This window comes from Methylovorus sp. SPW-M1 (assembly GCF_053848825.1).
In genome coordinates this window covers 162,677-186,466 of the sequence record NZ_CM132626.1, presented here as the reverse complement: position 1 = coordinate 186,466, position 23,790 = coordinate 162,677, and the positions used below count along the sequence as shown (strand labels likewise).

Here is a 23,790-nt window from a genome sequence, read left to right as displayed (position 1 = left end):
TTTCTGTGGATAAGTATGTGGGCTCCTTGCGGAAGGCGACGCCAAGTACATGATGCAATAGCGATGACTCGCTATTGGTCACAATTGTGTCATTTCAGGCCAGCTTGCAGCTGTGGTAATGCTGGGCCTGACAGGTTTGCGCCAGAGCTTTGGCTTCTGCCAGCTGTTCCGGTGTCATCTTGGCTTCGAGGTACATGAGTATTTTCTTGCGCTTGCCACTACGCCTATGGGCATCCTGCGGATTTTCGGCGGCAAGCCATATCCACATATACCCATTCACCATACTGGCCGGTACGCCTTCCCCTTCGAGATACATATTGCCGAGATTGAACTGGGCATCGCTGTCACCCTGCTCGGCCGCCAGGCCAAACCATTTCAGGGCTTGTGGAATATCCTGCGGGACGACATCTCCCCGCAAGTAAACAATGCCGAGGTTAAGCTGCGATCGCACATGGCCTTGCTCGGCGGCCTTGCGATACCACTTGATCGCCTCGTCGTAATCCATGGCAACCCCACCATCGCGACTGAAGTAAATCACGCCCAATGCATATTGCGCCTCAACAAAGCCTTGCTCGGCAGACATGCGGTACCACTTCACCGCTTCCTGAGGATTTTCCTGAACACCGTCGCCACGGGCATACATCAGGCCAAGGTTGTACTGGGCCTTGGCATCACCCGCCGCCGCCAGTTCGCGATACATAGCCGCGGCCTGCGCAAACTTGCCGGCGTCTACCGCCGCCTTGGCTTCGTCCAGACTGGCCGCAATACTGGTAACAGGCAATAGCAAAGCCACACATACGAGATACCCCAATAAACGTTTCACCATCGCCTCCTGCAGCGTATAAGTCATTTTTTTAGCCATCGCCAACCCGCTGGGTCTGGTGGCAGCCCTGTATACAGCTCTGTATGGGCAAGCCATCTTGCCCAATAGTTCCGCCAGCGGGATCCACAACGATGTTCAGCGAACAGGTCTGTGGCATGCAGGCCGCGCCAGTGCTTAACTAGGCGCAGTCACCGCTTTTAATGGATAATCTGGGCTGTGCCTGTTTGCACAATTTTCTGCACTACTGCTATTGATCCAGGAACCTCGTTCCCGAAAGCCAACCCGACATGCTGACCGATGTATTACTGATTATTTTTGCCGGATTGCTGGTGTTGTTAAACGGATTTTTTGTGGCCGCAGAGTTCGGCCTCGTCAAACTCCGTGCAACCCGTGTACGCGCCATGGCTAAGACCTATGGCTGGCGCGGCCGCATACTCACTCGCGTGCATGGGCAGCTGGATGCCTATCTCTCGGCGTGTCAGCTGGGCATCACCCTGGCCTCGCTGGGCCTGGGCTGGGTAGGCGAACCAGCGTTTGCCGAGCTGCTTACGCCATTGCTGCAGGCAGCAGGCATTGAGAGCCCGCGCATTGTCCATCTGGTGGCATTCTCGCTGGCGTTCTTCATTATTTCCTTCCTGCATATCGTGGTGGGCGAGCTGGTGCCCAAATCACTGGCGATTCGCTCCGCTGAAAAGATTGGCCTGTGGACGGCACCTGCGCTGTATGGGTTTTACTGGGTCATGTACCCGGCAATCTGGATACTCAATCACAGTGCCAATCTGGTATTGGGTGTGCTGGGGCTGCAAAGCGCAACCTCCCACGACTCGCATTATTCGGCAGATGAGCTGAAGGTCATCCTGCGCAGCTCGCGTGCTGACGATAAATTCAGCCGTAGCGAGTGGCGCGTACTGGCCCAGGCCATCGACTTCCGTGAGCTGGATGTGGCGGATGTGATGCGCCCCTTCCACGAAGCCGTGGTCTTGCATGAAGGCGACAGCCTGGAAGCCAATCTGCAAAAAATCGTGCAGCAGCGCTACAGCCGCTATCCCTATATGGAAACCTCCGGTGAGGTCATCGGCATCATCCACCTGAAAGACCTGTTTGTGGCCCAGCACAAAGGCCGCCTGGAAGATATCGAAGACCTGGTAAGGCCGATTGCCATGGTGTCGCCCGAGCTGCCTGCGACGGAGCTTTTCAGGCGCTTTCAGCAGGGTGCGCCGCACTTTACCGTGGTGGGTTATGAGGGCAGCCCGCCGGTCGGCTTTGTCACGCTGGACAACCTGCTCAGTGCGCTGGTCGGCGAGATACGCGATGAATTCAGGCAATCGCTCAGCGAATGGACCAAACTGGATGATGGCTCGCTACTGGGCAAGGCCAGCCTGCCTATCCCCACGCTGGAGCGCACGCTGGGCATCGATATAGATTCCAACGCGGCCGATAGCGTCGGCGGACTTATCCTGTGGAAACTGGGGGATTTGCCCGAGGAAGGACAAAAGATCGAGTTCGACCAGTTCAGCATTGTGGTCAAAAAGATGGTGGGGCCGCGCATATTGCTGGTGCGGGTGTACCCCAAATTTGATGATGAGCTGGGGTTGGGTGGCTAACGCGAATATGCCTGGTGAATCAGCCGCCAAGACGTTGGCGTAGCGAATAACAGGCAATAAAAAACGGAGCACTAGGCTCCGTTTTTCACATCAAACCTAATACAGGATTAGGCTTTTTGAATGTTCGATGCTTGCTTGCCTTTAGGGCCATCGATGACTTCGAAAGAAACGCGATCGTTGTCTTTCAGGCTCTTATAGCCGGTGTCGGCAATTGCCGAGTAGTGCGCGAACAGATCGCTGCCACCGTCATCGGGAGTAATAAAGCCGAAGCCTTTAGAATCATTGAACCACTTCACAATACCTGTTGCCATTTTGATACTTTCTAACTAAAAGGGAGGCTCCCCGAAAGTTTGAATAAAAACCATATAAAACAAATTATTAATTCTTAATTACAAACGCCTGAAAAAGGTTTTACGCAGTAATCAGCACCCTGTCAATCAATATTTAAATTTATTTGCCTGAGCGCGAATCAAAAACGGCTTAATAAGTACGGCGGCGCGGCACGAATGCACCACGGTTTTCAATGTGACGGAAGGTGATACGGCCCTTGCTGACGTCATAAGGCGACAGTTCCAGCGTCACCTTGTCGCCCGCCAGAATGCGGATATTGTTCTTGCGCATCTTGCCGGCGGTGTAGGCCACCAGTTTGTGACCATTTTCCAGAGTGACCAGAAAACGGGAATCCGGCAGGATTTCGGCGACTACGCCGCTCATTTCAATTAGTTCTTCTTTTGCCATCGCTGACCCATCCTTTTAGTAAATTAAAGTTCGTGTTGTGAAAATGTTGTCGACCGATACAACATCCGGGACAAACACGCGAGGCAAGAAAGCGAAGACATGTGCACCAGAAATGGCAACGCACAAGGAAGACTATTTTTTACCAAGTGCAGCACTATGCGCCAACTTGACTACTTAAGCAATGAAAAAAGCCATGACAGCTTAAATAATCAGCAGCTTAGCCGCATAACCCTTATGTTTTCATGTGGTTTGCGGCGGGCTTGCGCTAGAATGGCGACTGGATTATTGGCCGGACTGATTCCGGCTTTCACTTGACTATCTGACACGCCGCCATGAGAAAAGAAACCTTTATATTCCTGTCCAGTTCCGCTGTGGTCCTCATCATTATCGGCATCATGCTGGAGCTGGGTGTAGCCCAACAACGCGCATCCATCATCACCACCCGCTATGCCCATTGCGAAGAAGCACCTTCGCTGCCTGGCACGCCGTCGAGTGAGGGTTGCCAGCTGGAGGTAAAGGACTATACGAAAAATGGCGACCTGCTGGTTTTTCTGGACAAGAACAACAAGCAGGGCATGCTGCCCAGCAGTGCAGTTAAATCCATCGTGGCGCAAGCTGCACCACCATTCAGCATTTTCCGCAACATCTACCTGTTGATCGGCGTGCTTCTTCTGCCGCTGAGTATTGTCTTATATCTGGTGAGCAAACGCGGAAAATCCGGCGCCTGATGCCCTGCCATGGCAGGATGGGCGCCATTTCATGGCCCATTTAAAGTGGCACGCACTCATCGCCGAAAATCATCTTTAACCTGACTGTCATCAATCTGGCACAAAGTCTGCTTATGCTTAAGCGTCATCCACGTTTAAGCAATGTCAGTTAGGAAGGAGTGATCATGATTATTACCCACACCTATAACGGCTACGAACTTAGCGCTACGTTTTACCAGAAAGCCGAACGTTACTATCCCTCTGTCAGCATCATGGCGCTGCATGACAGCCAGCGGAGCTCTGTCATGGCACCTCCATGCCCGGGCAACGGCTTTGGCAACAAGGACGACGCCCTGATGCTGGGCATTGGCTTTGCGCGAGATGCGGTCGATGGCAAAGTAAAGAACTTTTGCATGGAAAGCCTGCAGTTCAAGAAATCTGCCTGAGCGTCCTGCTCTCACCCTTGCCTGCGACATTATCCGTCGCCGGCTAGCGACTGCGCGGAAAAAACCCAACAAGCGGGCTGCCAAAAGGCAGCCTTTGTTTTTTCACTTTAACGATCACGCCTAAGTTAGCATTTTGTAACATTTTTACACACGCTCGAAAAAACTCTTACAAAGCGTTACACCGCTGTCATCGTTAAGCAATAACCCCCCGCTAATATGCATACATGGTTTCAGTTGGTTAAGCATCCAGCAGAAACCGGCTGATCTGGCCATGTCATCCAAACTGACTACAGATCACCTGATTGCTTATCTCTCTCTTCAAGTTGTTTGTTCCACGCCTCCGCCCGGGTTCCCGGGCATTTTTTTGCCTGTCGTCCGCGTAACGAGCCAGGTTAACAATGAAGTTCACATCTTCAAATGGCTCTGTTTATAATTAAAGCCGTTCATCACCCTGGATTCCCATCATCAGCTCGCTCCCTGACCACATCTGGAAAACACTGGCTCTCAGCGCTGACCCGGACAGCTCTGACCGCCCGGTGGTGGCGCTGAGCGTGGATCACGCCAAAGGCCAAAGTGTGCAAACGCACACGCACGAGCGTGGGCAACTGATGTTCGTGGTGTCGGGCAGCATGCGGATTACAACGCGAGAAGGCACGTGGGTAACCCCACCGGGGCGGGCATTCTGGATACCAGCGGGGATACACCACAGTGTTGTCTATCCCCAACCAGCCCGGCTGCATACGGCTTATATTCGCCACGATCTGCTGCATGGCCTGCCCGCACGCTGCCGTGTGCTCAAGCTTTCGCCTTTATTGCGCGAGCTGGTGATACGTGCCGCAGCTTCAGGATGGGAATATACCGACGACAGCCCGCAGGCACGGCTGATGCAGGTACTGATAGATCAGATTGCAGAAGAAAAAGAAGCGCCACTGTTTCTGCCGGAGGCGCGTGACCATCGCGTACGTCGCGTCACGCAAGCCTTGCAGGAAAACCCCGGCGATACGCGGCCGCTGGAACAATGGTGTCATCTGGCCGGGGCCAGCTCGCGCACGCTGTCGCGCCTCTTCATGCAAGACACCGGCATGACCTTCACCGCCTGGCGCCAGCAGCTATGCCTGATTAGTGCTGTTGAGCTGCTGCTGGAAGGGCAGAGTGTCACGCAGATTGCCTTGCGGCTTGGTTACGCCAGCACCGGCAGCTTTACCAGCATGTTCAGCCGTGTGATGGGCGCGCCACCCACGGCCTATCTCAATCGCTGGGAACAGGCTTAGCCCGCTTTCTTTTCGGAGGCGGCAGCATCCTGCTTGATCAGCACCTTGGTACCGTCGGCAATGCCATCTGGCGGGTTGTCGATGATCTGGTCAGTCGCCGATATGCCATCGCTGAGTTCCAGCGCACTGCCCAGATCACGGGCGACAGTAATCGCTTTGCGCTTGACGGTGCCATCAGCATCCACCACGGCAACCTGCATGCCTTTCGCATCAAAAATCAGGGCACTGGCAGGGATGCTGAGTCGCGATGCCTGACCTTGCAGATTAAAGCTGACGCGTGCGTAACTTCCTGGCAGCAGCTTGCCATCGGCATTGTTCAGGCTGAGCTGCATCAGGCTGGTACCTGAACCAGCATCTACCGATTGTGAAGCAGACACCACTTTTGCCTGAAATACCTGGCCTGGTTGCTCCGGCACCGTCACATCCGCGGTATCCCCCGGCTTGATGCTGCCCAGATAAGCCTGCGGCACACTCACATACAGGCGCAGGCGCCGATTGTCAGACACCACAAACAACGCAGGGCCGGTACCGCTTCCGACGTTAATCAGTGCGCCCGTATCGGTATTACGCGAGGTCACCACGCCATCGAATGGGGCCACAATCCGCGCAAATGCCTTGGTCGCCACCAGGCGATCGAGATTGGCCTGCGCCGACTGCAACAGCGCCTGCTTGGCAGCATAATCGCCCACCTTCTCATCCACTTCCTGATGCGATACCGAGTTGGTATCCAGCAAGGATTGCAGGCGTTTGGCCGTGATCGCAGCCAGATCGGCATTGGCCTTCGCTGTTGCCACTTCCGCCCGTGCCTGTAACAGTTGCTGATCCAGATCCGGTGTTTCAATTTCGGCAATCAATTGCCCGGTTTTCACCGGCGTGCCGATATCAGCCTTCCAGGATTTGAGATAGCCACTGACACGCGCATAAAGCGGCGCAGCAGCATAGGCCTCAAATCGTCCAGGCAATTCCAGGGGTTTGCCGCCTGTGATTTCGGTCGCGTTGATCACGCTGACTGAAATCGCTGCCTGCTGCTCGGTCCAGCTCTTGAGCGTGCGCGCGTTCTGCGCACGGGCGGTAATACCAACGATCAATACGCCCAGCAAGACAACGCCGACAATGACGGCGCCTATGCGTAATGAGGGTGGCGTCTTATGAGTTTCAGATGACATGCGGCTCTCCATTTACATGTGGCTGGGACGCAGCAGGTTTAAAGCGTGCGTGCACCATGCTAAATACGACAGGTACAAAAATCAGGGTAGTGGTGGTGGCAAACAGCAATCCACCAATCACGGCACGGCCCAGCGGCGCATTCTGCTCACCGCCTTCACCCAGGCCCAACGCCATGGGCGCCATGCCTATCATCATCGCCAATGCGGTCATCAGCACCGGACGGAATCGTACAAAACCGGCCTCAAGCGCGGCAGCCGTGGCATCGCCCAGCACCTCCAGACGCTCGCGGGCAAAGCTGATCACCAGCACACTATTGGCCGTGGCAACCCCCATGCACATGATCGCGCCGGTCAGCGCCGGAACGGACAACGGTGTAAAGGTCGCAAACAGCATCCAGATAATGCCGGCAATTGCCGCTGGCAAGGCGCTGACGATCACGAATGGATCGCTCCACGACTGGAAGTTGACTACGATCAGCAGATAAATCAGCACGATGGCGCCGAGCAGACCGAACAACAGCCCGTTGAATGAGCGCTCCATGGTCTGCACCTGGCCCATCAGCGCTACAGTGGTGCCTTTCGGTACATCCTGCGCGGTCTCATCCAATATCTTGCGGATATCGGCGGCCACGGCGCCCAGGTCTCTATCCTGGGTGCTGGCATGCACCTGGATCATGGGCTGGATATCGTACTGGCTGACGATGGCATTGGCCCGATCGCGGGTAAAGGTGGCGACACCGCCCAATATCGGCGTGACTTCACTCGCACTGCCGCTCATGGGCAGATTTTCCAGCTTGGAAAGCGAATTCATCTGGTACTGCGGCGTCTGCATCACAATCGGGTACGACACGCCATTGGCAGGATTAAGCCAGTAGGTAGGTGCCACCTGACTGCTGCCGGCCAGATTGACGATGACGTTATTGGTGACATCGCGCGCGGTCAATCCAAGCTCCTGTGCCCGCGTGCGGTCGACATCGATCTTGAATACCGGACTGCTGCGCGACTGCTGAATACGCGCATCGGCAATGCCGGGCACCTGGCGTATGCGCTCCAGCAACTTGTTGGCATAGTCAAAATTGGCCTCGCGGTTGGCCCCGCGAATCTGTATATCCACTGGCGCCGGCGATCCAAAATTCAGGATCTGGCTGACGATATCGGCAGGCGGGAAGGAAAAGGTGGTGCCCGGGAACTGCCGTGGCAAGCGCTCACGCAGGGCTTTCACATAGTCCGCCGTTGGCTGGTGGCCTTCTGCCAGCGCAATCTGGATATCGCCATCCTGCGCGCCAATGATGCCGGTATTGTTGTAGGTCAGGTTGATCGAGCTGATCGGCTGGCCGATGTTATCCACCATGGTCACAATCTCATGGGCCGGAATCACCTCGCGGATCGCCGCCTGAATATCGGCAAACTGCGCAGCGGTTTCTTCCAGGCGTGTGCCTACCGGCACGCGCACGTGCATCAGGATCTGCCCGCCATCCACCGCCGGGAAGAAATTGCGGCCGAGGAAAGGCACCAGCGCAAATGACAGCATGACAAAAGCCATAAAGCCAATGACGAACTTCTTGCGGTTGCGCATGGCGACATGCAACCAGCCGTGATAGCCCTCGCGCACGCGCTCGAAGCGCGCCTCAAACCCACGCTGAAACCTGACCAGCGGATTGCGTGATGCTGGCAGGGTGGCATGCGTACCGTGCAAATCCGTATGCGGCGCATGTGGCTTGAGCAAGTACTTGGCCATGGTAGGCACCAGCGTACGCGACAGGATGAACGAGCTGACCATGGCAAAAATCACGGCCTCGGCCATGGGCACAAACAGGAAGCGCGACACGCCTTCCAGCAGGAACATCGGCACAAACACGATACAGATACAGAGCAGCGACACGAACGCGGGCGTCACGATCTGTGCCGCACCATCGAGAATGGCCGGCTCCACCTGCTTGCCTTGTTCCAGGTGCCAGTTGATGTTTTCGATGGTCACCGTCGCATCGTCCACCAGAATACCCACCGCCAGCGCCAGGCCGCCCAGCGTCATGATATTCAGCGTTTCGCCAAAGGCATTCAGCGCAAAAATGGCGCCGAGAATGGAGAGCGGAATAGACACCGCAATGATCACGGTAGAGCGCCAGCTGCCCAGGAAAAGCAGGATCATCAGGCTGGTCAGCACCGCCGCAATCGCACCTTCAAACGCCACGCCCTTAACCGCCGCGCGAACGAAGATGGACTGGTCATTGATAGGCACCGCTTCGAGATTATCCGGCAAGGTCGGTTTGATTTCCTGCAAGCGTGCCTTTACCCCGGACACGATATCCAGCGTCGAGGTCGCGCCGTTTTTCAGTACTGACATCAGCACGGATTTGGCGCCATCCACGTGCACGATATTGCTCTGCGGCGGGTTGCCATCGCGCACGGTGGCGACATCGCGAATGTACACCGTGGCACCATTGACCACCTTGATCGGGAAGTTGCCAATGTCATCCATGGCACCCGCTGCATTATTCAGCTGCAAGGTGTATTCCTGCACACCGATTTTCTGCGTACCGACTGGCAAGATCAGGTTCTGGGCAGCCAGCGCATTGGCAACATCCTGCGCGGCCAGGCCACGCGCCTGCAAGGCGGTCGGATTCAAGTCAATTTGCACCTGCCGCGTCTTGCCGCCGAATGGATACGGCACCGCAGCCCCCGGCACGGTTACCAGCCGCGTACGTATGGTATTCAGGCCAAGATCGCCCAGCTGCTGCTCGGACAAGCCCTTGCCGGAAAGCGCAATCTGCAGGATAGGCACCGTGGAGGCGCTGTAGTTGAGGATCAGCGGCGGCGTCACACCCGTGGGCATCTGGCGCAATATCACCTGTGATACGGCCGTGACCTGCGCGTTGGCTGTGGCGATATTCACCCCGGGCTGGAAGAAAATCTTGACGATGCCAAAGCCGTTATAGGAATTGGCTTCGATGTGCTCAATGTCATTCACCGTCGTGGTAAGCACGCGCTGATACACCGTGGCGATACGCCCTGCCATTTGATCTGGCGGCATGCCGGTGTATTGCCAGGCCACCGCAATCACCGGAATGCGAATCTCCGGGAAGATATCCGTCGGCATGCGCAGCGCAGACAGAATGCCCAGTATCAGCAGCAGGATAGCCATCACGACAAACGTATACGGGCGCTTAAGCGCAATCTGAACAATGCTGAACATACGAACTTTCAAAACGCCCTGAGGCGTCTACACAAGTGATCAATAGGAAATACCACGAGAATAATGCCAGGATTCCATGACAGGATGAGCATTACCGCAGCTGAACATTATGCGCATTCAGCCCGTCTCGTGCTTGGGCAATCCTGCCATATTATTCAACTTTTACGCTAACTATTATCGTTACGCGCTGAATTTTGGATGGGGAGGGTTTTATTGCGCGAGGCCGGCCTCTTGCGGAACCAGCTCCTGCGCCATGTCAGGCGCGAGGGACTGCAATTGGCTAAGCAGAGTCAGCATGCGATTGGACTCACCCTGCTGGCGCGCTATCCGTGCATCCGCCAGCAAGCTGGCGCTATGCCGGGGATTGGCCTGCAGCACCTGCCGGTATAAGGCATCGGCCGCCTTCAAATCGCCCAGATGCTCTTCAGCCAGCGCCTTGTAGTAGATGGCTTCTACCGTCTGCGGCTCCTGCACCGCCCATTCGCTGGCTATTCTCAGCAAATCATCCCATTCCTCGTTTTGCATGGGGATCACCACCCGCATGAGGTAAGGACGCTGATTTTCAGGCGCATCCCATAAAGGCCTGCCGTTCTGGCTGACATGCTCCGTCTCGGGCGCCTGCAGCAGTGCCTTGATCCACTTCACTGGCATGCTGTAGTAATAGCTATGACGCCCAGGACTTTTGAAGGTATTGAGCCCGATCAGCTTGCCTTCGCTGTCAAACAGCGCGCTGCCGCTGGCGCCCAGCACAAAGGAAGACGACGTGCGGATAATGGCTGCATCATCCAGCGGGTAGAGGGCCTTGATGGTACCGAAGGTGGTTTGCGGTTTGGGTGGCCCGCCGGGGAAGCCGATGGCAAAGACATCCTGCTCATATTGCAACTGCTCGTCATCGCCGAGCACTACCGGTTTTAATGGCAAATACTCCACGCGCAACACGCAGATGTCGTGACGCCAGTCCTCGCGTACTGACACGGGCGCATAGGTTTCACCCCGCGCCGCCACGTTGATGCCATTCGCATCTGCCAGCACGTGGCAGTTGGTGGCCACCAGATTCTCGGCAACAACAACCCCAGAACCTATGCCATGACCGCCACTTTTGGTCACAGTATGTATTTTGACGATGGATCCTTTGAGCGCAAAAATCAGCTCGGCGGGAGGCTCGGCGTCCGCCCAGGATGGCAGGCTGACGAGCGTTAAAAGCACGCACAGGGATTGGTAAATTCGCATGGTCGCTCTCCAGCCATACTGCGCATTTCAGGGCATGCACGCCGCTCAACTGGGAGAGCGTGGTTGCAGTCTAAAGGATTATGGTTATGTTATGAGGCCGCCCCATCCTGCAATCAACGCATGAGATGAGGCGGCCTTGAAGCCGCTGACCGCAGAACCGGGGAGACCGCAGCTAGCGACTACATAGTTATGGACTACCTGCTGACGCCCAGGTTCAATTTAAGCGGCACCTGCCCGCTATCCCCGCTGACTGCATCGATTGCACTTTGTGCAAGCCGGGACGGCGCCAGGCCGGCTGATTGCTGCAAATATTGTTGCACACTGGCGGCACGTGCATTTGCCAGGTCTTGCAAGGCACTGTCCGGAATATTCACGCCATCTTTCAGCTGCTGCAGCATGCTGTCATACGCCGCGGGGTCTTCCGGTTTGGCGATTTCCAGATAATCCTTGAGCTTGCCCAGCACGCCGCGCTTTTTGGCATCCGGACCGCGCTCTTGTGCCAGCTGGAATACCGCCGACTGCACTTTGGGATTATGCAGATCGACCGGACCTGGCTGCTCATTCGGCGCCAGTTTCAGCCCCATGCGCTGCGCCACGTCCCGGCGAATCGCCTGCTCCTGCAATGCCTTGCGGTCGGCTGCCGCGTCATAGGCAGGGGTCACGGTCAGCGTCAATGCCGGGCGTTTTGCCATGGCATTTGCCACTGCCTGCAATTTTTCCTGCTCGGGGGGCGCCAGCACCGCACTGGCAGGATCAAACACCGCCGCCTCCAGCTTGTCTGACTTGATGCCCAGCAAATTGCCGAGCGCACGGAAGGGGGCCGTGGCAATTTTGCCGAGCACATTCACAAACGCTTTCCAGACGACCTTGCCATAGCTGAACTGCGGATCATCCAGGCTGCCCGATACCGGCAAGTTGAGATCGATGATGCCATCGCTGTCTTCCAGCAGGGCAATCGCCAGATCCAGTGGCAGATTGACTGCGTCCGGGCTATCCACATGCTCCCCGAGTCGGAGCTTGTTGATGACAAACTTGTTTTCACCGGTCATCTGCCGCTGTTTGATCTTGTATTCCAGATCTACCGACAGCTTGCCCGACTCAATGCGGCGCCCGGCAAATTTGCCGGAATACGGCGTCAGGCGGTTCATTTCCAGGTTGCGGAAGGTCAGCTTGAGATCGGTAAAGTCGGTCGCCTTGAATGGCTGCAAGGAGCCACGAATGCGAGCCGAGCCATACTCATCCACCTTGCCTTCCAACTCCACCTGCGCGGTGGTATTGGGGTCGGTCGACAGGCCATTGATCACGCCTGACAGGCTGTTGATGTAGGTACCAAACTGTGGCTTGAGCGAGTAATCCGCAAACTCCAGACGTGCGCGATCTATGCGTACCCGCGAAATGCTGACCGGGAAGGTGGATGAATCCTTGGCACCGGCTGACGCCGTTTTGCTTGTGGCCTTGGCTGGCGCTTTACTCGTGGTGGCTGGGGGCGTATTCGCTTTTGCCGTCGCAGGCGGATTCACTGGCTGAGTGCGCATCATGCGCTGCACATTCAGCGTTTTGTCTTCATGAATAATGAATTTGCCCTGAGGCTCCACAATCCGCAGTTCGTCCATATGCAAGCGGTCTGGCCCCAGGCTGAGCTTGAGGCTATCGCTGCCCAGGGTTTTCCAGGCGAGGAAGGTCGCACCGCCGTTTTCTTCGGCAATCGCCAGCCTGTCCACGGCAAAGCCGCCTTTGAATTGCGCACTGAATGCCTGGTCGGTCTTGAGGCCGAGCTGGCCATTCAGTCTGACGGCACCGTCATTCAGCCGCAAGAGGGCGAACTGATTGATATAGGGGGCCAGCGGCTTCAGCGACAAGGCATCCAGACCCAGTTTGAGGTCGGCCTTGAATGGCGACAGCGTGAGCTTGCCATCCGCATTGAACTGCCCGCCCTGCTTGATCTTGAAGCCAGCCTTGACGGGGATGCTGCGGCCAAGATCCAGCGACACATCCTGCAGCTCTATCCCTGCACGCTCAATATCCAGCACCACCGGCTTGCCGGGCGTATTGTCTTCCACGTGCACGCTGGCATCCTGCAATATCAGCCTGGGCAGGCTCAGTTTCCAGGCAGCGTTTGTTTTTTCTGTGGAAGTCGCATGGCTGGTTTTATGCTTGACCGGCGCTGACGCGACAGCGGATGCACTGGCAGCCTCGTTTCGAGTTTCCAGCATGGCCTGCCAGTTCAGCGGCTGACTGGTGGAGCGCAAGACCTGGGCCTGCAAACCACTGAGCACTACCGCACCAAGCGTGACCGATTTCGCATCCACATCCATGGCACCATCGTGCACCTGCAGGCTGGACAATGTAGCTGCTGGCTGAGCATAGAGCGCCGATTTGAGTTGCACCGGCCCTACCTGGCTTTGAATATCCCGTACCTGCAGCTTGCCATCTTTATTTCCCAGCCCCAGCTCCAGATTAAACGCATTGAGCGCCACATCCATGGGGTGCACAAAACTGGCATCGTGGTACTCGGCCCGCCAATCCGCCAGATGCAGATGGGCGATATCGAATGTAAATGGCTGCTTGGCGGCATCGGGAGCCGGGCTGGACGTTGGCGCGGGTTCACCGGAAGCGGGCGGTATCAGCGATTGCCAGTCCAGGCTGCCATTAATGCTGCGGGCGGCCTTGATATGCCCTGCATGCAAAACAGCATCCGCCACCTGCAAATGCTGGCGTGCAAGATCGTAATCGACGCCTTGTACATCAATGGCATCGAGTTGAAACAGGGGTGTTTTTGCCTGCTGCAGCGTCAGTTTTTGCAGGCCCAGACGCATGTTCTTGAATGTCAGCTCCGTACCTTTGCGCATGGAAAAATCCAGGCGCGGCATGGCCACAGATACCTGTTTCAGATGCAACTGCGCAGGTCCATGCTGACCTTGCACTTCAGCTGCTACATTATCAAGCGCGAGGCTGAGGTCCTGCACGATGGCTTCTGGCGTTGGATCCTGCTGATCGGCGCCTTTTACCATGGCAAAGCTGTAGGTCAGCCGGCTTTGCAATTCGCCCTGCGTGAGGCGCACGGGCAGTGCCTGATGCTTGACGATCTGCATCAAGGGTGCGAGCTTGATGCCTTGCAACTCCAGCACGCCCTGCGACACCAATGGATTAAGCCCGATATCGCCCTTCCATTTCAGGCTGCCACCGTCGGCAGGCAATTTCGCCACGATCAGATAGTCGCCTCTATCTTCAGGCAGGGTAGACAAACCATCCAGTTCCAGCCCCAATGGTTGCAGGGCCAGTTCAAATGGCTGCGGACGGTTGCGTTCCACATAGGCCACATCCCCGCCTTCGATCAAAATATGATCAATCAGCAAGCGCGGCATGCTGGTGGATGGCGTGTCATCCTTGTCTTCATTCAGCTTGGCAATGATATCCGCCCAATTCAGCCGTCCATCGGCGCCAACCTCAACGGCCACATGGGGAGCGGTCAGGCGAATATCCTTGATACGCCATGCAAAGCGAAACAGCCCGCTGGTTTCAAGATTGATATAGAGACGGTCAAAGCTTGCCAGTGGCGCGCCATTTTTCTGGTTCAGTTTGAGTTGATCGATCGTGAGGATCAATCGCAAAGGATCAAACTTTACGTGCTCAACACTGGCCTGACTGGCCAGCTTGTTCTCGGCAAACCAGGGCAAGATGCGGCGTGCCAGAGGATCTACAGCCAGATAAGCAAACAGCAGGTAGGCGATAATGACGCCAGCAAAAATCTTGAATGGGGTAGTGAGCAGTAGCGTCCTGATTCTGCTTAACATGGCAGTCTCCTTCTTTTTCGGCAGTATAAAACATGCACCGGTCTGGGGCGACCTTGCTTTTGCAGAGGGAAGCGCGCGGCTTGAGGATTCCTGCTCATCGCCGAAAGCGTTGACGCCTGATGCTGGCAACCATAAAATGAGAACCATTCTCATTAAACGCCCGCCGCATGTCTGCCCACCATCACGCCACCCTGCACGCACTTTATCGCGACCATCATGGCTGGCTTTCCCATTGGTTGCGAAACAAGCTGGGCTGCACCCAGCAAGCGGCAGACCTCGCCCAGAACACCTTCATGCGTGTACTGCAGTCGCGACAACTCATGCAATTACAGGAGCCACGGGCTTTTCTTACCGTATTGGCCAAGCGCGAACTTTATACCTTCTGGCGACGGCGCGAACTGGAGCAAGCCTATCTGGACGCGCTTGCCCAGCAGCCTCAGGCCAATCAGCCATCTCCTGAAGACATGCTGCTGATTCGCGAAGCTATCGCTGCATTGGATCAGCTATTGAATGGCCTGCCGCCCAAGGTTCGGCAGGCTTTTTTGCTGAGTCGGCTGGATGGCCTTACGCACGTCCAGATAGCTGACACCATGGCCAAATCGGTCGCCACCATTGAGCGTTATATGAAGCAGGCGCTGCTGCACTGCTATCTGGCGGCTCGATGAACAACAGAAAAGCCTTGGCCAGTGAGGCGGTAGATCCCTTGGTGCTGACGGCCATCGACTGGATGGTGAGGCTGGACAATGGTCATGCCCCGGCAGACGTGAAAGCGGCGTTTGAGCGCTGGATAGCGGCGAGCGATCGCCACCAACAGGCCTGGCAGGAGATGACGCGCGCCTTGCAACCAGCCAGTCAATTGCAGTCAACCCAGCATCAGTCACCTGCGCAGCTTGCTGTTATTCGTGAGGTATTAAGCGCGCCAACATCGCCTCAGCGCCGACGCCTGCTTAATGGCATGGCCCTGGTGCTTGTCGGCCTGGGAACCGCTTATCTGCTCAAGCGCTCGCCAACAGGCATGGCGCTGACTGCCGATATCGCGACTAGCACGGCAGAACGAAAAACCGTCATTCTGGGGGATGGCAGCCAATTGACGCTGGATGCCGAGTCGGCCATCGACATTCACTTCAGCGCAGGCAAACGATGGCTCACACTGCATGCTGGCGCCTGCATCGTACAGGTCGCGGCAGATCCGGCTCGCCCCTTCACCGTCGCCACAACTCACGGCTCTGTCACGGCTCTGGGCACTCGCTTTATGGTACGCCGCCAGCCAGATCGCAGCCTCGCCGTGGTGTTGCAGCACAGCGTGCTGCTTGCCGCCGGACCGCACCAGCAAGTCCTGTCAGAAGGCGAGTCCGCCTGGTTCGACAGTAACGGAATTGCACCAGCACGCGAGGACATGCGCTCTTATGCGGCATGGGAGGATGGCGTGCTTGATGTACGCAACCAGTCACTGGGCGAAGTCGTGGATGCGCTGCGTGCCTATCGCAAGGATTATCTGCGAGTATCGCCTGTGGCGGCTCAGCTGCGGGTATTCGGAGTATTTCAGTTGAATGACTCAGAGCGCAGCCTGCGTACGATGGCGCAAGCCCTGCCCATACGCATCACGCACTATGGGCCATGGTTAACGCTCATTGATAACCGTTGATTGCAACATTCTGATGTCTTTTTGAGGGGTTTTCCCCGGCTCGCTGGACATGGTGTTTGTAAATCCAAATCACCAATCGCTTCAGGGAGCTATACATGACACTATCTATTTTCAAGCCCGGGCTAATCCCGCTGGCCATCTCGCTAACCCTTGCAGGCATGCCTGCCTGGGCCGAGCCTCACAGTGCCAATCAAACGACGGGCCTGCACGCCACACACCAGTACGATCTGCCAGCGGACAAACTGGATGAAACGCTTATCCGTATTGCCCGGCAAAGTGGAAAGTCCATCGCCGCCGACCCGGCCTTGCTAAAAGGCAAGTCAGCCCCCGCCATTCATGGCGCGATGACTGCCGAGCAAGCGCTGGACAAGGCGCTCTCCGGCAGTGGATTGCAAGCCGTGACAACAGAGGCTGGTTTTAGCCTGAAACCGGTGGTGACAGACTCAGGTGCTGCCGTCGAAACCCTGCCGGAGGTATCGGTGCTAGCGGCGGCGGAACAAACCGCCACCACCGAAAACAGCCATTCCTACACGTCCAACATGGTATCCATCGGCAAAGGCGAACAGCGCCTGCGCGACATTCCGCAATCGCTGAGCATCGTGACGCGCCAGCGCATGGACGATCAGAACATGACCACCGTGGCAGATGCCATGCAACAAACCACCGCGATGACGGTGGTGAATTACGGCAGTAATACCGCGGGCATTTCCGTACGGGGTTATGGGCTGGACGTGATTCAAATAGATGGCATTCCGGTGCAGGATAGCCAAGGCGCATGGGGGACCAGCTCACTCGACCTGACAACCTACGATCGTATTGAAGTGTTGAGAGGCCCGGCAGGGATGCTGCAAGGAACCGGCGAGCCCGGTGGCACGGTGAATCTGGTACGCAAACGCGCGATGGCAGACTACGCGATCAAAACCAGCGTGCAGGGCGGCTCCTGGGATAATTATCGCGGCGAATTTGACGTGACGGGTGCGCTAGATAGCGAGGGCAAAGTGCGAGGGCGCCTGGTGGCCATGTATCAGGACAAGAAATCCTTCATTGATCATGACTATGCACGCAAACCGCTTATCTACGGCACGCTGGAATTCGATCTGACGCCGAGAACCACGCTATCCATGGGTGCCACCATTACGAGCATGGATTCCCGTCCGACCTTTGGTCTTCCCACTTATGCGGATGGGCGTGTGGCCGATATCAGCCGTTCAACCTATATTGGCTCCGGTTGGGATAACAAGCACGAGAACAGCAACAGCTATTTCCTGGAAGCGGAGCATAAACTCGTCAGCGGCGGAGAGCTCAAGATACGCGCCAGTGCCCTGGAGCGCCGTTACGGTCTTGAAACCAGCGCCTTTGGCGACTCCTATATAGACGCCGCAGGTAACTTTGACCGTGTTTTGCTGGCAAGCAAAGGCAAAACCAGCGATTACGGCCTGGATGCCTACCTCACCCAGCCATTCACGGCGCTGGGTAAAGAACATAACCTTCTCGTCGGCCTGAACTCGCGCGTGTTTAATGCCAACACCGCCTATGCCCAGGTGTATGGAGCGACACAAAATATCTTCACTCCAGCGCGCAGTGTGGCAAAACCCGATTTTATCTACGAACCTGCCGATGTTTACCAAACCAGCCAAACGGGTATTTATGGTCAAACCCGCTTGCAAGTGCTCGACAACACCAAATTGATACTGGGCGGACGTCTGAGTAACTGGAAAAACGAAAGTAAAAGTTCGGCCGATGGCGATGCCAGCATCACGCATGAGTTCACCCCTTACGCCGGGCTTGTCTTTGATATCAACAAGCAATACTCCTTGTATGGCAGCTACAGCGATATCTTTCAGCCACAAACCGCCTTGAGTGCTGATAAAAAAATCCTGAAACCACGCACGGGCAAACAGTATGAAGTCGGCATCAAAGGCGAATTGCAGGATGGAAAGATTAACCTGCACGCGGCCCTGTTCCGTATCAACGATGAAAACCGAGCCATGACGGATCCCAACAATCCGAATTATTCCATTTCGGCGGGAGAAGTCCGCAGTCAAGGGTTTGAGTCCGAGATCAGCGGTCGCCTGCGCTCAAACTGGGATGTCATGGCGGGTTATGCCTATACCGAAACCAAATACCTGAAAGCGGATGAAGCCAACCAGGGCCTGGTCTTCGCCACCTCCACACCCAAACATAACTTCAAGCTCTGGAATAAATATCGGCTTTCAGAAGCATGGGCCCTTGGCGGTGGTTTGAATATCAGCAGCGGTGTTTATGCATCTGATGGCACCACGAAATGGGAGCAGGGAGGATATACCCTGGCTTCAGCTCAGGTCAGCTATCGCATAGACCCGCATTGGGAGTTAAGCCTGACGGGGAATAACCTGTTCGACAAATCCTACTATTCACGCATGGAAGGCTGGTCACGGCAGAGCTATTTTGGCGACCCACGGAATGTCATGTTGACCTTGCGGGGCAATTTCTAGCGCCTGATGCCTGCAATTAGGGTGATAAAAGTCGACTGTAATGCGTGTTAAGCAAGAATTTTTCACAATCTCAACTATGCAATTGACAATCATTCTCAACTGGAGCATGATGAATTCACCAAGACATCATCTCCCGTCAAGGTAAGTCAGAAACTGGCTGGTGACCCTTAAACGCCAGCCAGCTTTCTGATCCTCTTTACTCTCTGGCAAAACACTTCCCGGGTACATTTCCTGTCTAGCACCCGAAAATTCCATTTTTTATCTCATGAAAATCATGAGCCATGTTTCATGAGTTTGTCTCTGCCGCAGATACCCTGGTCCAGCACATAATGTTTTCGTCAAACGCCCAAGCGTTTAACTCTCCTAAGTTTGAATTTCAACGGTTACAAGGGCTATCAATATGTGGATCAAACCAGAAGTAACAGAAATGCGTTTTGGCTTTGAAGTGACCATGTACGTTTGCAATCGCTAATCTGCCAAAGAGCAGGGACATAACTGGCACATTGTTGCTGGCGTGGAACAGGAGCCTAGGCTCCTGTTTTTTTATCTGAAAAAACGCCATCCTCTTGCATTTTAATTTTCCGAAAACCTGTCTCAGCAAGCTAAAATAAAGAACATTACATAAAAAACCGTTTTATTACTTTAGCTGGAGGATTCTCATGCTGATTCAAAGCCACATCGTTGACCTGCCTACACCCACCGGTGTGATGCGTACCTATGTACACCGTCCTAAAGGCGAGGGTCGCTTCCCGGCTATTCTGTTCTATTCAGAAATTTTCCAGCAGACTGGCCCGATTGAACGCGCGGCCAAAATCATGGCAGGCCATGGTTATGCCGTGTTGGTGCCCGAAGTGTTCCATGAGCTTAATCCGATTGGCACCGTGCTGGCCTACGACGATGCAGGTCGCGACAAAGGCAATGCAGACAAGTCAGCCAAGGATGTCCAAGGCTACGATACCGATAACGCAGCGATGATCAGCTACCTTAAGCAACAAGCGTGGTGCAGTGGTGACATTGGCGCCATGGGCTTCTGCATTGGTGGCCATCTGGCATTCCGTGCAGCCCTTCAGCCTGAGATCAAGGCAACCGCCTGCTTCTACGCCACCGATCTGCATACAGCGGTTATCCCGAACAAATCAGGCCAGCACAGCATGGAGCGCCTGGCCGATATCAAGGGTGAACTGCTGATGATCTGGGGCAAGCAGGACAACCATATTCCGACCGCTGGTCGCGCCGAGGTATATCAAAAACTGACCGAAGCCAACCTGTCTTTCACCTGGCATGAGTTCAATGGCCAGCATGCCTTCATGCGTGATGAGGGCGAGCGCTATGACCCCCAACTCGCCAATACAGGCTACCAGCTGGCACTGCAGCTGTTTGGCAATACCCTGAAAAAAGCCTGATGCCGCCACTGGGCTGGTATAGCAAGCGGTAGAAATTGACAGTCCATAGATGAAAGGCCGGGAAATCCTGAGTGGTTTTCCGGCCTTTTATGCATGGTCACAAGCGCATGTGACATTTTTTGACCACTCCTGATTTTTTGTCCTTCCCCTCATGGCGATAAGACATCGGCGCGCCACATACTGAGAAGTTCGAAAAAAAATATTTAAAAATCATTAATTTAATAAATACTTATGCAAAAAGACGAGCGATTGCTGGTTTGCATAAGTATTCACCGTAAGTGGCTTACGCTTCGCAAAAATATTCAATGTGCTCAATCACAGGAAATTTTAAAAAAATTTGTATATGAAGTGCCGCAAAGCTTGCCAGACTAGGTTAAGATAGGCGCTCCATCCAACAACCTTGATTGAAAACACTATGAACAAACAAGAATTGATTGAAGAAATTGCAACAAGCGCTGGTATTAGCAAGGCTGCCGCTGGCAAGGTGATTGATGCATTCACCAGCAGTGTGACTGGCGCTTTGAAGAAGGGTGACTCCGTAACCCTGATCGGTTTCGGTACCTTCGCAGTTTCGGAACGCGCTGCCCGTACTGGCCGCAATCCGCAAACCGGTAAAGAAATCAAGATTGCTGCACGCAAGGCTCCAGCCTTCCGCGCCGGCAAGGCTTTGAAGGATGCCCTGAACTAAACTGAACCACGGTTCTTTCAGTCAGGTAAAAACGCCAGCATATGCTGGCGTTTTTTTATGGTCGTGATGCATGGGAATTGATCAGAGCTTGCCGGCCGGTTTTGTACACTTCTCTGTCTTCTCGCTTTCGATTTCTTTAGCCAGTCCATTCTTGTGTTCCACCTCCACACAAGCGCCAATGGCCAGCGGACCATGGTCGTCCTCCAGTTTGGTTTTTTCATTCACCTCTATCTGCTGGTCACCGATCACCCAGACACCCAGGTTGTTATCCGGCTTGCTCTGGATGGTGCCATAGAACTCGGTATCGGCCATGGCTGCCATGGGCAAAGCCAGCAGACCTGCGATCACAAGACACGATTTCATCATGGTCTCTCTCCTTATTTATCGGTATGAATGTATTTGTAGGTGTACGCGCTGAGCGATTAAGTTCCACCCAGCGTCAATTGCAGCTCGCAATGTTTAATGAAAATCATGAGGCGTGAATCATGAATGGCAGCAGGGGTTTAATAAAACCGCCGGCGCATACTGCAGTCATACGAATACAGCAAGTTATCGCTGATTCATTACCCGGATGACTTAACCAAACCAATGAGGAGAACTATCATGTGGACCAAACCAGAAGCTACCGAAATGCGTTTTGGCTTTGAAGTAACGATGTACGTTTGCAATCGCTAAACGTCACTCATATCCAGGCGCCCGCTTGTAGCGCCTGATGAGAATAAAAAAACGGAGGTTTCCCTCCGTTTTTTTATGGGCGAAAGCTACGTAAGGCTAAGACTGCACGAAACGATCCAGTATGTGCTTGGTCATGCCCTTCGCCAGTTCTTCCTCGCCATAGAACACTGTGCCTACGCCATCTTTTCTGAGCAGGGTGGATTCCTCTTCATTATGGGTGCGCACCACAATTTCAATGCTGGGTTGCAAGGTGGAAGCCGCCTCGGACATTTTGCGGAAATCGATGGTTTCAGGCGTAGCAATCACCAGCATGGACGCATTCTGAATATGCGCCTGCACCAGAACGGCAGGATCGGCGGCATTGCCCGACACGGCAGCGATGCCTTTTTTGCGAAGACCTTCCACAATCTCACGGTTTTGCTCGGCAATCACAAACGGTATGCCTTGCTCGGTCAATGCCTGGGCAATACGCCGCCCGACACGGCCATAGCCCACCAGCACCACTTGGCCTTCAAGCAGCTTGCGTTCGGTGCTCATGGGCAGTTCGGCAAACGGGTCGGTACGGCGATCGAGATGCCGCGCCAGTTTTGAAAAGCTCAGCAGCCATTTTTCGATGGGTTTCGCCAGAGAAAATACCAGGGGATTGAGCGCAATCGAAATCAGCGCCCCCGCCAATACCAGGCTCATGCCCTCGGCGGGCAGGATACCCAAGCTCATGCCAAGCCCGGCGAGAATGAAGGAAAACTCGCCAATTTGCGCCAGACTGGCAGCCACCGTCAGCGCCGTATTCAGCGGATAGCGGAATGCCAGCACGATCGCCATGGCGGCAATGGATTTGCCGACAATAATAATCGCGACCACCGCCAGCACGCTGAATGGCTCCTTGACCAGAATCGCGGGGTCAAACAGCATGCCGACCGACACAAAAAACAGCACGGCAAACGAGTCGCGCAAGGGCAGGGATTCTTCTGCGGCACGATGACTGAATTCGGATTCGCGCATCACCATGCCCGCAAAGAAAGCGCCCAGGGCAAAGGACACACTAAACAGCTTGGCTGCGCCAAACGCAATGCTGATGGCAGCCGCAATCACCGCCAGGGTGAATAACTCGCGTGAGCCGGTCTTTGCCACATGCCACAGCAACCAGGGCAACAAACGCTTGCCGGCCACCAGCATGAATGCAATGAAAAATGAAACCTGCAACAGGGTAAAGCCTATGGTTTGCCACAGGGGGGCGGCGCTTTCCACCTGAGCGGTACCGCCCAGTATGCCGGCCAGCGGTGGCATCAATACCAGCACCAGGACCGTGGCAAGGTCTTCCACTACCAGCCATCCCACGGCGATTTTGCCGTTCATGCTGTCGACGATGCCCCGCGCTTCCAGCGCCTTTAGCAGCACCACCGTACTCGCACAGGACAGCGCCAGGCCAAATATCAGCCCCTCGCCCAGGGTCCAGCCCCACCAATAGGCCACACTGGCGCCCAGTACGGTTGCCAGCGTCATTTGTACGACTGCACCAGGCAAGGCAATGCGTTTGACCGCCATGAGATCCGCAATCGAGAAATGCAGGCCCACGCCAAACATGAGCAGCATGACGCCGATTTCAGACAATTGGGAAGCGATGCCGGTATCCGCAACAAAGCCGGGCGTGGCCGGGCCAATCAGAATACCGGCCAATAGATAACCCACCAGAGCGGGCAACTTGATTTTTTCAGCAATAAAGCCGAACACCAGCGCCAGGCCGAAGCCCGCCGCAACGGTGGAGATGAGAGTGATGTTATGGTCCATAGCGCAGTTTTTTGTGAAGATTGTTATTGAACATCACTGCATTGAAAATCAGCTACAGTGCGGTAAGCGGGGCCGCATTTTATCGGTGAAGGTACTGATCCCATTGCATGCAAAAAAGCCTGTATTGACCAGCCCGCCAGGCTAA

General features: G+C 55.1%; 19 protein-coding genes and 1 pseudogene. 11 read left to right on the top strand and 9 right to left on the bottom strand.

What is annotated here, in order from left to right; genetic code table 11:
- Positions 1-94 precede the first annotated feature (94 nt).
- Complete coding sequence (locus ACWWD9_RS00845) at positions 95-850, bottom strand: tetratricopeptide repeat protein (RefSeq protein WP_455867424.1); 756 nt, start codon at positions 848-850, stop codon at positions 95-97.
- 260 nt (positions 851-1,110) lie between these two features.
- Between ACWWD9_RS00845 and ACWWD9_RS00840 the strand changes: the two genes are divergently transcribed.
- Entirely contained in the window at positions 1,111-2,427 is a 1,317-nt protein-coding gene (locus tag ACWWD9_RS00840; RefSeq protein ID WP_013443446.1) for a hemolysin family protein, read from the top strand.
- Positions 2,428-2,534: 107 nt separating this feature from the next.
- Here the strand turns inward: ACWWD9_RS00840 and ACWWD9_RS00835 are convergent, their stop codons facing one another.
- The gene (locus ACWWD9_RS00835; protein ID WP_013443447.1) at positions 2,535-2,738 is read right to left on the bottom strand and encodes a cold-shock protein; all 204 of its coding nucleotides are present in this window, start codon (positions 2,736-2,738) and stop codon (positions 2,535-2,537) included.
- Between the two features lie 169 nt (positions 2,739-2,907).
- Positions 2,908-3,165, bottom strand: coding sequence for a translation initiation factor IF-1 (gene infA, locus ACWWD9_RS00830; RefSeq protein WP_013443448.1), 258 nt, complete (start codon positions 3,163-3,165; stop codon positions 2,908-2,910).
- Positions 3,166-3,497: 332 nt separating this feature from the next.
- Between infA and ACWWD9_RS00825 the strand changes: the two genes are divergently transcribed.
- From ACWWD9_RS00825 to ACWWD9_RS00815, 3 genes are all read left to right on the top strand, one after another.
- Positions 3,498-3,893: a hypothetical protein gene (locus tag ACWWD9_RS00825; RefSeq protein ID WP_455867423.1), complete on the top strand. Its 396-nt coding sequence runs from the start codon at positions 3,498-3,500 to the stop codon at positions 3,891-3,893.
- Positions 3,894-4,057: 164 nt separating this feature from the next.
- A complete protein-coding gene (locus ACWWD9_RS00820; protein WP_013443450.1) occupies positions 4,058-4,318 on the top strand; it encodes a hypothetical protein in 261 nt (86 codons plus the stop codon).
- A 536-nt stretch (positions 4,319-4,854) separates the two neighbouring features.
- Positions 4,855-5,589 carry a helix-turn-helix domain-containing protein gene (locus ACWWD9_RS00815; RefSeq protein WP_148211196.1) on the top strand — a complete coding sequence of 245 codons (735 nt, stop codon included), beginning with the start codon at positions 4,855-4,857 and terminating at the stop codon, positions 5,587-5,589.
- Here ACWWD9_RS00815 and ACWWD9_RS00810 read toward each other — a convergent pair.
- The 4 genes from ACWWD9_RS00810 to ACWWD9_RS00795 all read right to left on the bottom strand — a co-directional run bounded on the left by ACWWD9_RS00810 (position 5,586) and on the right by ACWWD9_RS00795 (position 14,972).
- Complete coding sequence (locus ACWWD9_RS00810; protein ID WP_455867422.1) at positions 5,586-6,755, bottom strand: efflux RND transporter periplasmic adaptor subunit; 1,170 nt, start codon at positions 6,753-6,755, stop codon at positions 5,586-5,588. The genes ACWWD9_RS00815 and ACWWD9_RS00810 overlap by 4 nt on opposite strands.
- Positions 6,745-9,948 (bottom strand): efflux RND transporter permease subunit, encoded by a 3,204-nt coding sequence (locus ACWWD9_RS00805; RefSeq protein WP_455867421.1) that lies wholly within the window; start codon positions 9,946-9,948, stop codon positions 6,745-6,747. The genes ACWWD9_RS00810 and ACWWD9_RS00805 overlap by 11 nt, the downstream gene beginning before the upstream one ends.
- 210 nt (positions 9,949-10,158) lie before the next feature.
- Complete coding sequence (locus ACWWD9_RS00800; protein WP_455867420.1) at positions 10,159-11,178, bottom strand: trypsin-like peptidase domain-containing protein; 1,020 nt, start codon at positions 11,176-11,178, stop codon at positions 10,159-10,161.
- 194 nt (positions 11,179-11,372) lie between these two features.
- Entirely contained in the window at positions 11,373-14,972 is a 3,600-nt protein-coding gene (locus ACWWD9_RS00795) for a DUF748 domain-containing protein (RefSeq protein WP_455867419.1), read from the bottom strand.
- Positions 14,973-15,139: 167 nt separating this feature from the next.
- Between ACWWD9_RS00795 and ACWWD9_RS00790 the strand changes: the two genes are divergently transcribed.
- The 6 genes and pseudogenes from ACWWD9_RS00790 to ACWWD9_RS00765 form a co-directional block, all read left to right on the top strand.
- Positions 15,140-15,637, top strand: coding sequence for a sigma-70 family RNA polymerase sigma factor (locus ACWWD9_RS00790; protein WP_013443456.1), 498 nt, complete (start codon positions 15,140-15,142; stop codon positions 15,635-15,637).
- The gene (locus ACWWD9_RS00785; RefSeq protein ID WP_455867418.1) at positions 15,634-16,617 is read left to right on the top strand and encodes a FecR family protein; all 984 of its coding nucleotides are present in this window, start codon (positions 15,634-15,636) and stop codon (positions 16,615-16,617) included. Before ACWWD9_RS00790 ends, ACWWD9_RS00785 begins: the two co-directional genes overlap by 4 nt.
- 95 nt (positions 16,618-16,712) lie before the next feature.
- The gene (locus ACWWD9_RS00780) at positions 16,713-19,091 is read left to right on the top strand and encodes a TonB-dependent siderophore receptor (protein ID WP_455867417.1); all 2,379 of its coding nucleotides are present in this window, start codon (positions 16,713-16,715) and stop codon (positions 19,089-19,091) included.
- 400 nt (positions 19,092-19,491) lie between these two features.
- The gene (pqqA, locus tag ACWWD9_RS00775; protein ID WP_013443459.1) at positions 19,492-19,563 is read left to right on the top strand and encodes a pyrroloquinoline quinone precursor peptide PqqA; all 72 of its coding nucleotides are present in this window, start codon (positions 19,492-19,494) and stop codon (positions 19,561-19,563) included.
- Between the two features lie 187 nt (positions 19,564-19,750).
- Positions 19,751-20,494, top strand: a complete 744-nt coding sequence (locus ACWWD9_RS00770; protein WP_455867416.1) for a dienelactone hydrolase family protein — start codon at positions 19,751-19,753, stop codon at positions 20,492-20,494.
- A gap of 397 nt (positions 20,495-20,891) precedes the next feature.
- Positions 20,892-21,182: pseudogene (locus ACWWD9_RS00765) on the top strand (HU family DNA-binding protein); the annotation flags it as partial.
- A gap of 81 nt (positions 21,183-21,263) precedes the next feature.
- On the opposite strand, the gene ACWWD9_RS00760 reads toward ACWWD9_RS00765, so the two are convergent.
- Complete coding sequence (locus tag ACWWD9_RS00760; RefSeq protein WP_013443463.1) at positions 21,264-21,548, bottom strand: DUF5666 domain-containing protein; 285 nt, start codon at positions 21,546-21,548, stop codon at positions 21,264-21,266.
- A 237-nt stretch (positions 21,549-21,785) separates the two neighbouring features.
- Here ACWWD9_RS00760 and pqqA (ACWWD9_RS00755) point away from each other — a divergent pair, with 237 nt between their 5' ends.
- A complete protein-coding gene (pqqA, locus tag ACWWD9_RS00755; protein WP_013440845.1) occupies positions 21,786-21,857 on the top strand; it encodes a pyrroloquinoline quinone precursor peptide PqqA in 72 nt (23 codons plus the stop codon).
- A gap of 96 nt (positions 21,858-21,953) precedes the next feature.
- Here pqqA (ACWWD9_RS00755) and ybaL read toward each other — a convergent pair whose 3' ends face one another.
- Positions 21,954-23,645: a YbaL family putative K(+) efflux transporter gene (ybaL, locus tag ACWWD9_RS00750; protein WP_015831200.1), complete on the bottom strand. Its 1,692-nt coding sequence runs from the start codon at positions 23,643-23,645 to the stop codon at positions 21,954-21,956.
- Between the last annotated feature and the right edge of the window lie 145 nt (positions 23,646-23,790).

What these genes read in the sequence shown, in the direction of transcription:
- ACWWD9_RS00805 (WP_455867421.1), bottom strand. Translation starts at nt 9,948, where the DNA reads ATGTTCAGCATTGTTCAGATTGCGCTTAAGCGCCCGTATACGTTTGTC.
- ACWWD9_RS00760 (WP_013443463.1), bottom strand. Translation starts at nt 21,548, where the DNA reads ATGATGAAATCGTGTCTTGTGATCGCAGGTCTGCTGGCTTTGCCCATG.
- ACWWD9_RS00845 (WP_455867424.1), bottom strand. Translation starts at nt 850, where the DNA reads ATGACTTATACGCTGCAGGAGGCGATGGTGAAACGTTTATTGGGGTAT.
- ACWWD9_RS00770 (WP_455867416.1), top strand. Translation starts at nt 19,751, where the DNA reads ATGCTGATTCAAAGCCACATCGTTGACCTGCCTACACCCACCGGTGTG.
- ACWWD9_RS00790 (WP_013443456.1), top strand. Translation starts at nt 15,140, where the DNA reads ATGTCTGCCCACCATCACGCCACCCTGCACGCACTTTATCGCGACCAT.
- ACWWD9_RS00795 (WP_455867419.1), bottom strand. Translation starts at nt 14,972, where the DNA reads ATGTTAAGCAGAATCAGGACGCTACTGCTCACTACCCCATTCAAGATT.
- ACWWD9_RS00820 (WP_013443450.1), top strand. Translation starts at nt 4,058, where the DNA reads ATGATTATTACCCACACCTATAACGGCTACGAACTTAGCGCTACGTTT.
- ACWWD9_RS00785 (WP_455867418.1), top strand. Translation starts at nt 15,634, where the DNA reads ATGAACAACAGAAAAGCCTTGGCCAGTGAGGCGGTAGATCCCTTGGTG.
- ACWWD9_RS00835 (WP_013443447.1), bottom strand. Translation starts at nt 2,738, where the DNA reads ATGGCAACAGGTATTGTGAAGTGGTTCAATGATTCTAAAGGCTTCGGC.
- ybaL (WP_015831200.1), bottom strand. Translation starts at nt 23,645, where the DNA reads ATGGACCATAACATCACTCTCATCTCCACCGTTGCGGCGGGCTTCGGC.
- ACWWD9_RS00810 (WP_455867422.1), bottom strand. Translation starts at nt 6,755, where the DNA reads ATGTCATCTGAAACTCATAAGACGCCACCCTCATTACGCATAGGCGCC.
- ACWWD9_RS00825 (WP_455867423.1), top strand. Translation starts at nt 3,498, where the DNA reads ATGAGAAAAGAAACCTTTATATTCCTGTCCAGTTCCGCTGTGGTCCTC.
- ACWWD9_RS00840 (WP_013443446.1), top strand. Translation starts at nt 1,111, where the DNA reads ATGCTGACCGATGTATTACTGATTATTTTTGCCGGATTGCTGGTGTTG.
- infA (WP_013443448.1), bottom strand. Translation starts at nt 3,165, where the DNA reads ATGGCAAAAGAAGAACTAATTGAAATGAGCGGCGTAGTCGCCGAAATC.
- ACWWD9_RS00800 (WP_455867420.1), bottom strand. Translation starts at nt 11,178, where the DNA reads ATGCGAATTTACCAATCCCTGTGCGTGCTTTTAACGCTCGTCAGCCTG.
- ACWWD9_RS00780 (WP_455867417.1), top strand. Translation starts at nt 16,713, where the DNA reads ATGACACTATCTATTTTCAAGCCCGGGCTAATCCCGCTGGCCATCTCG.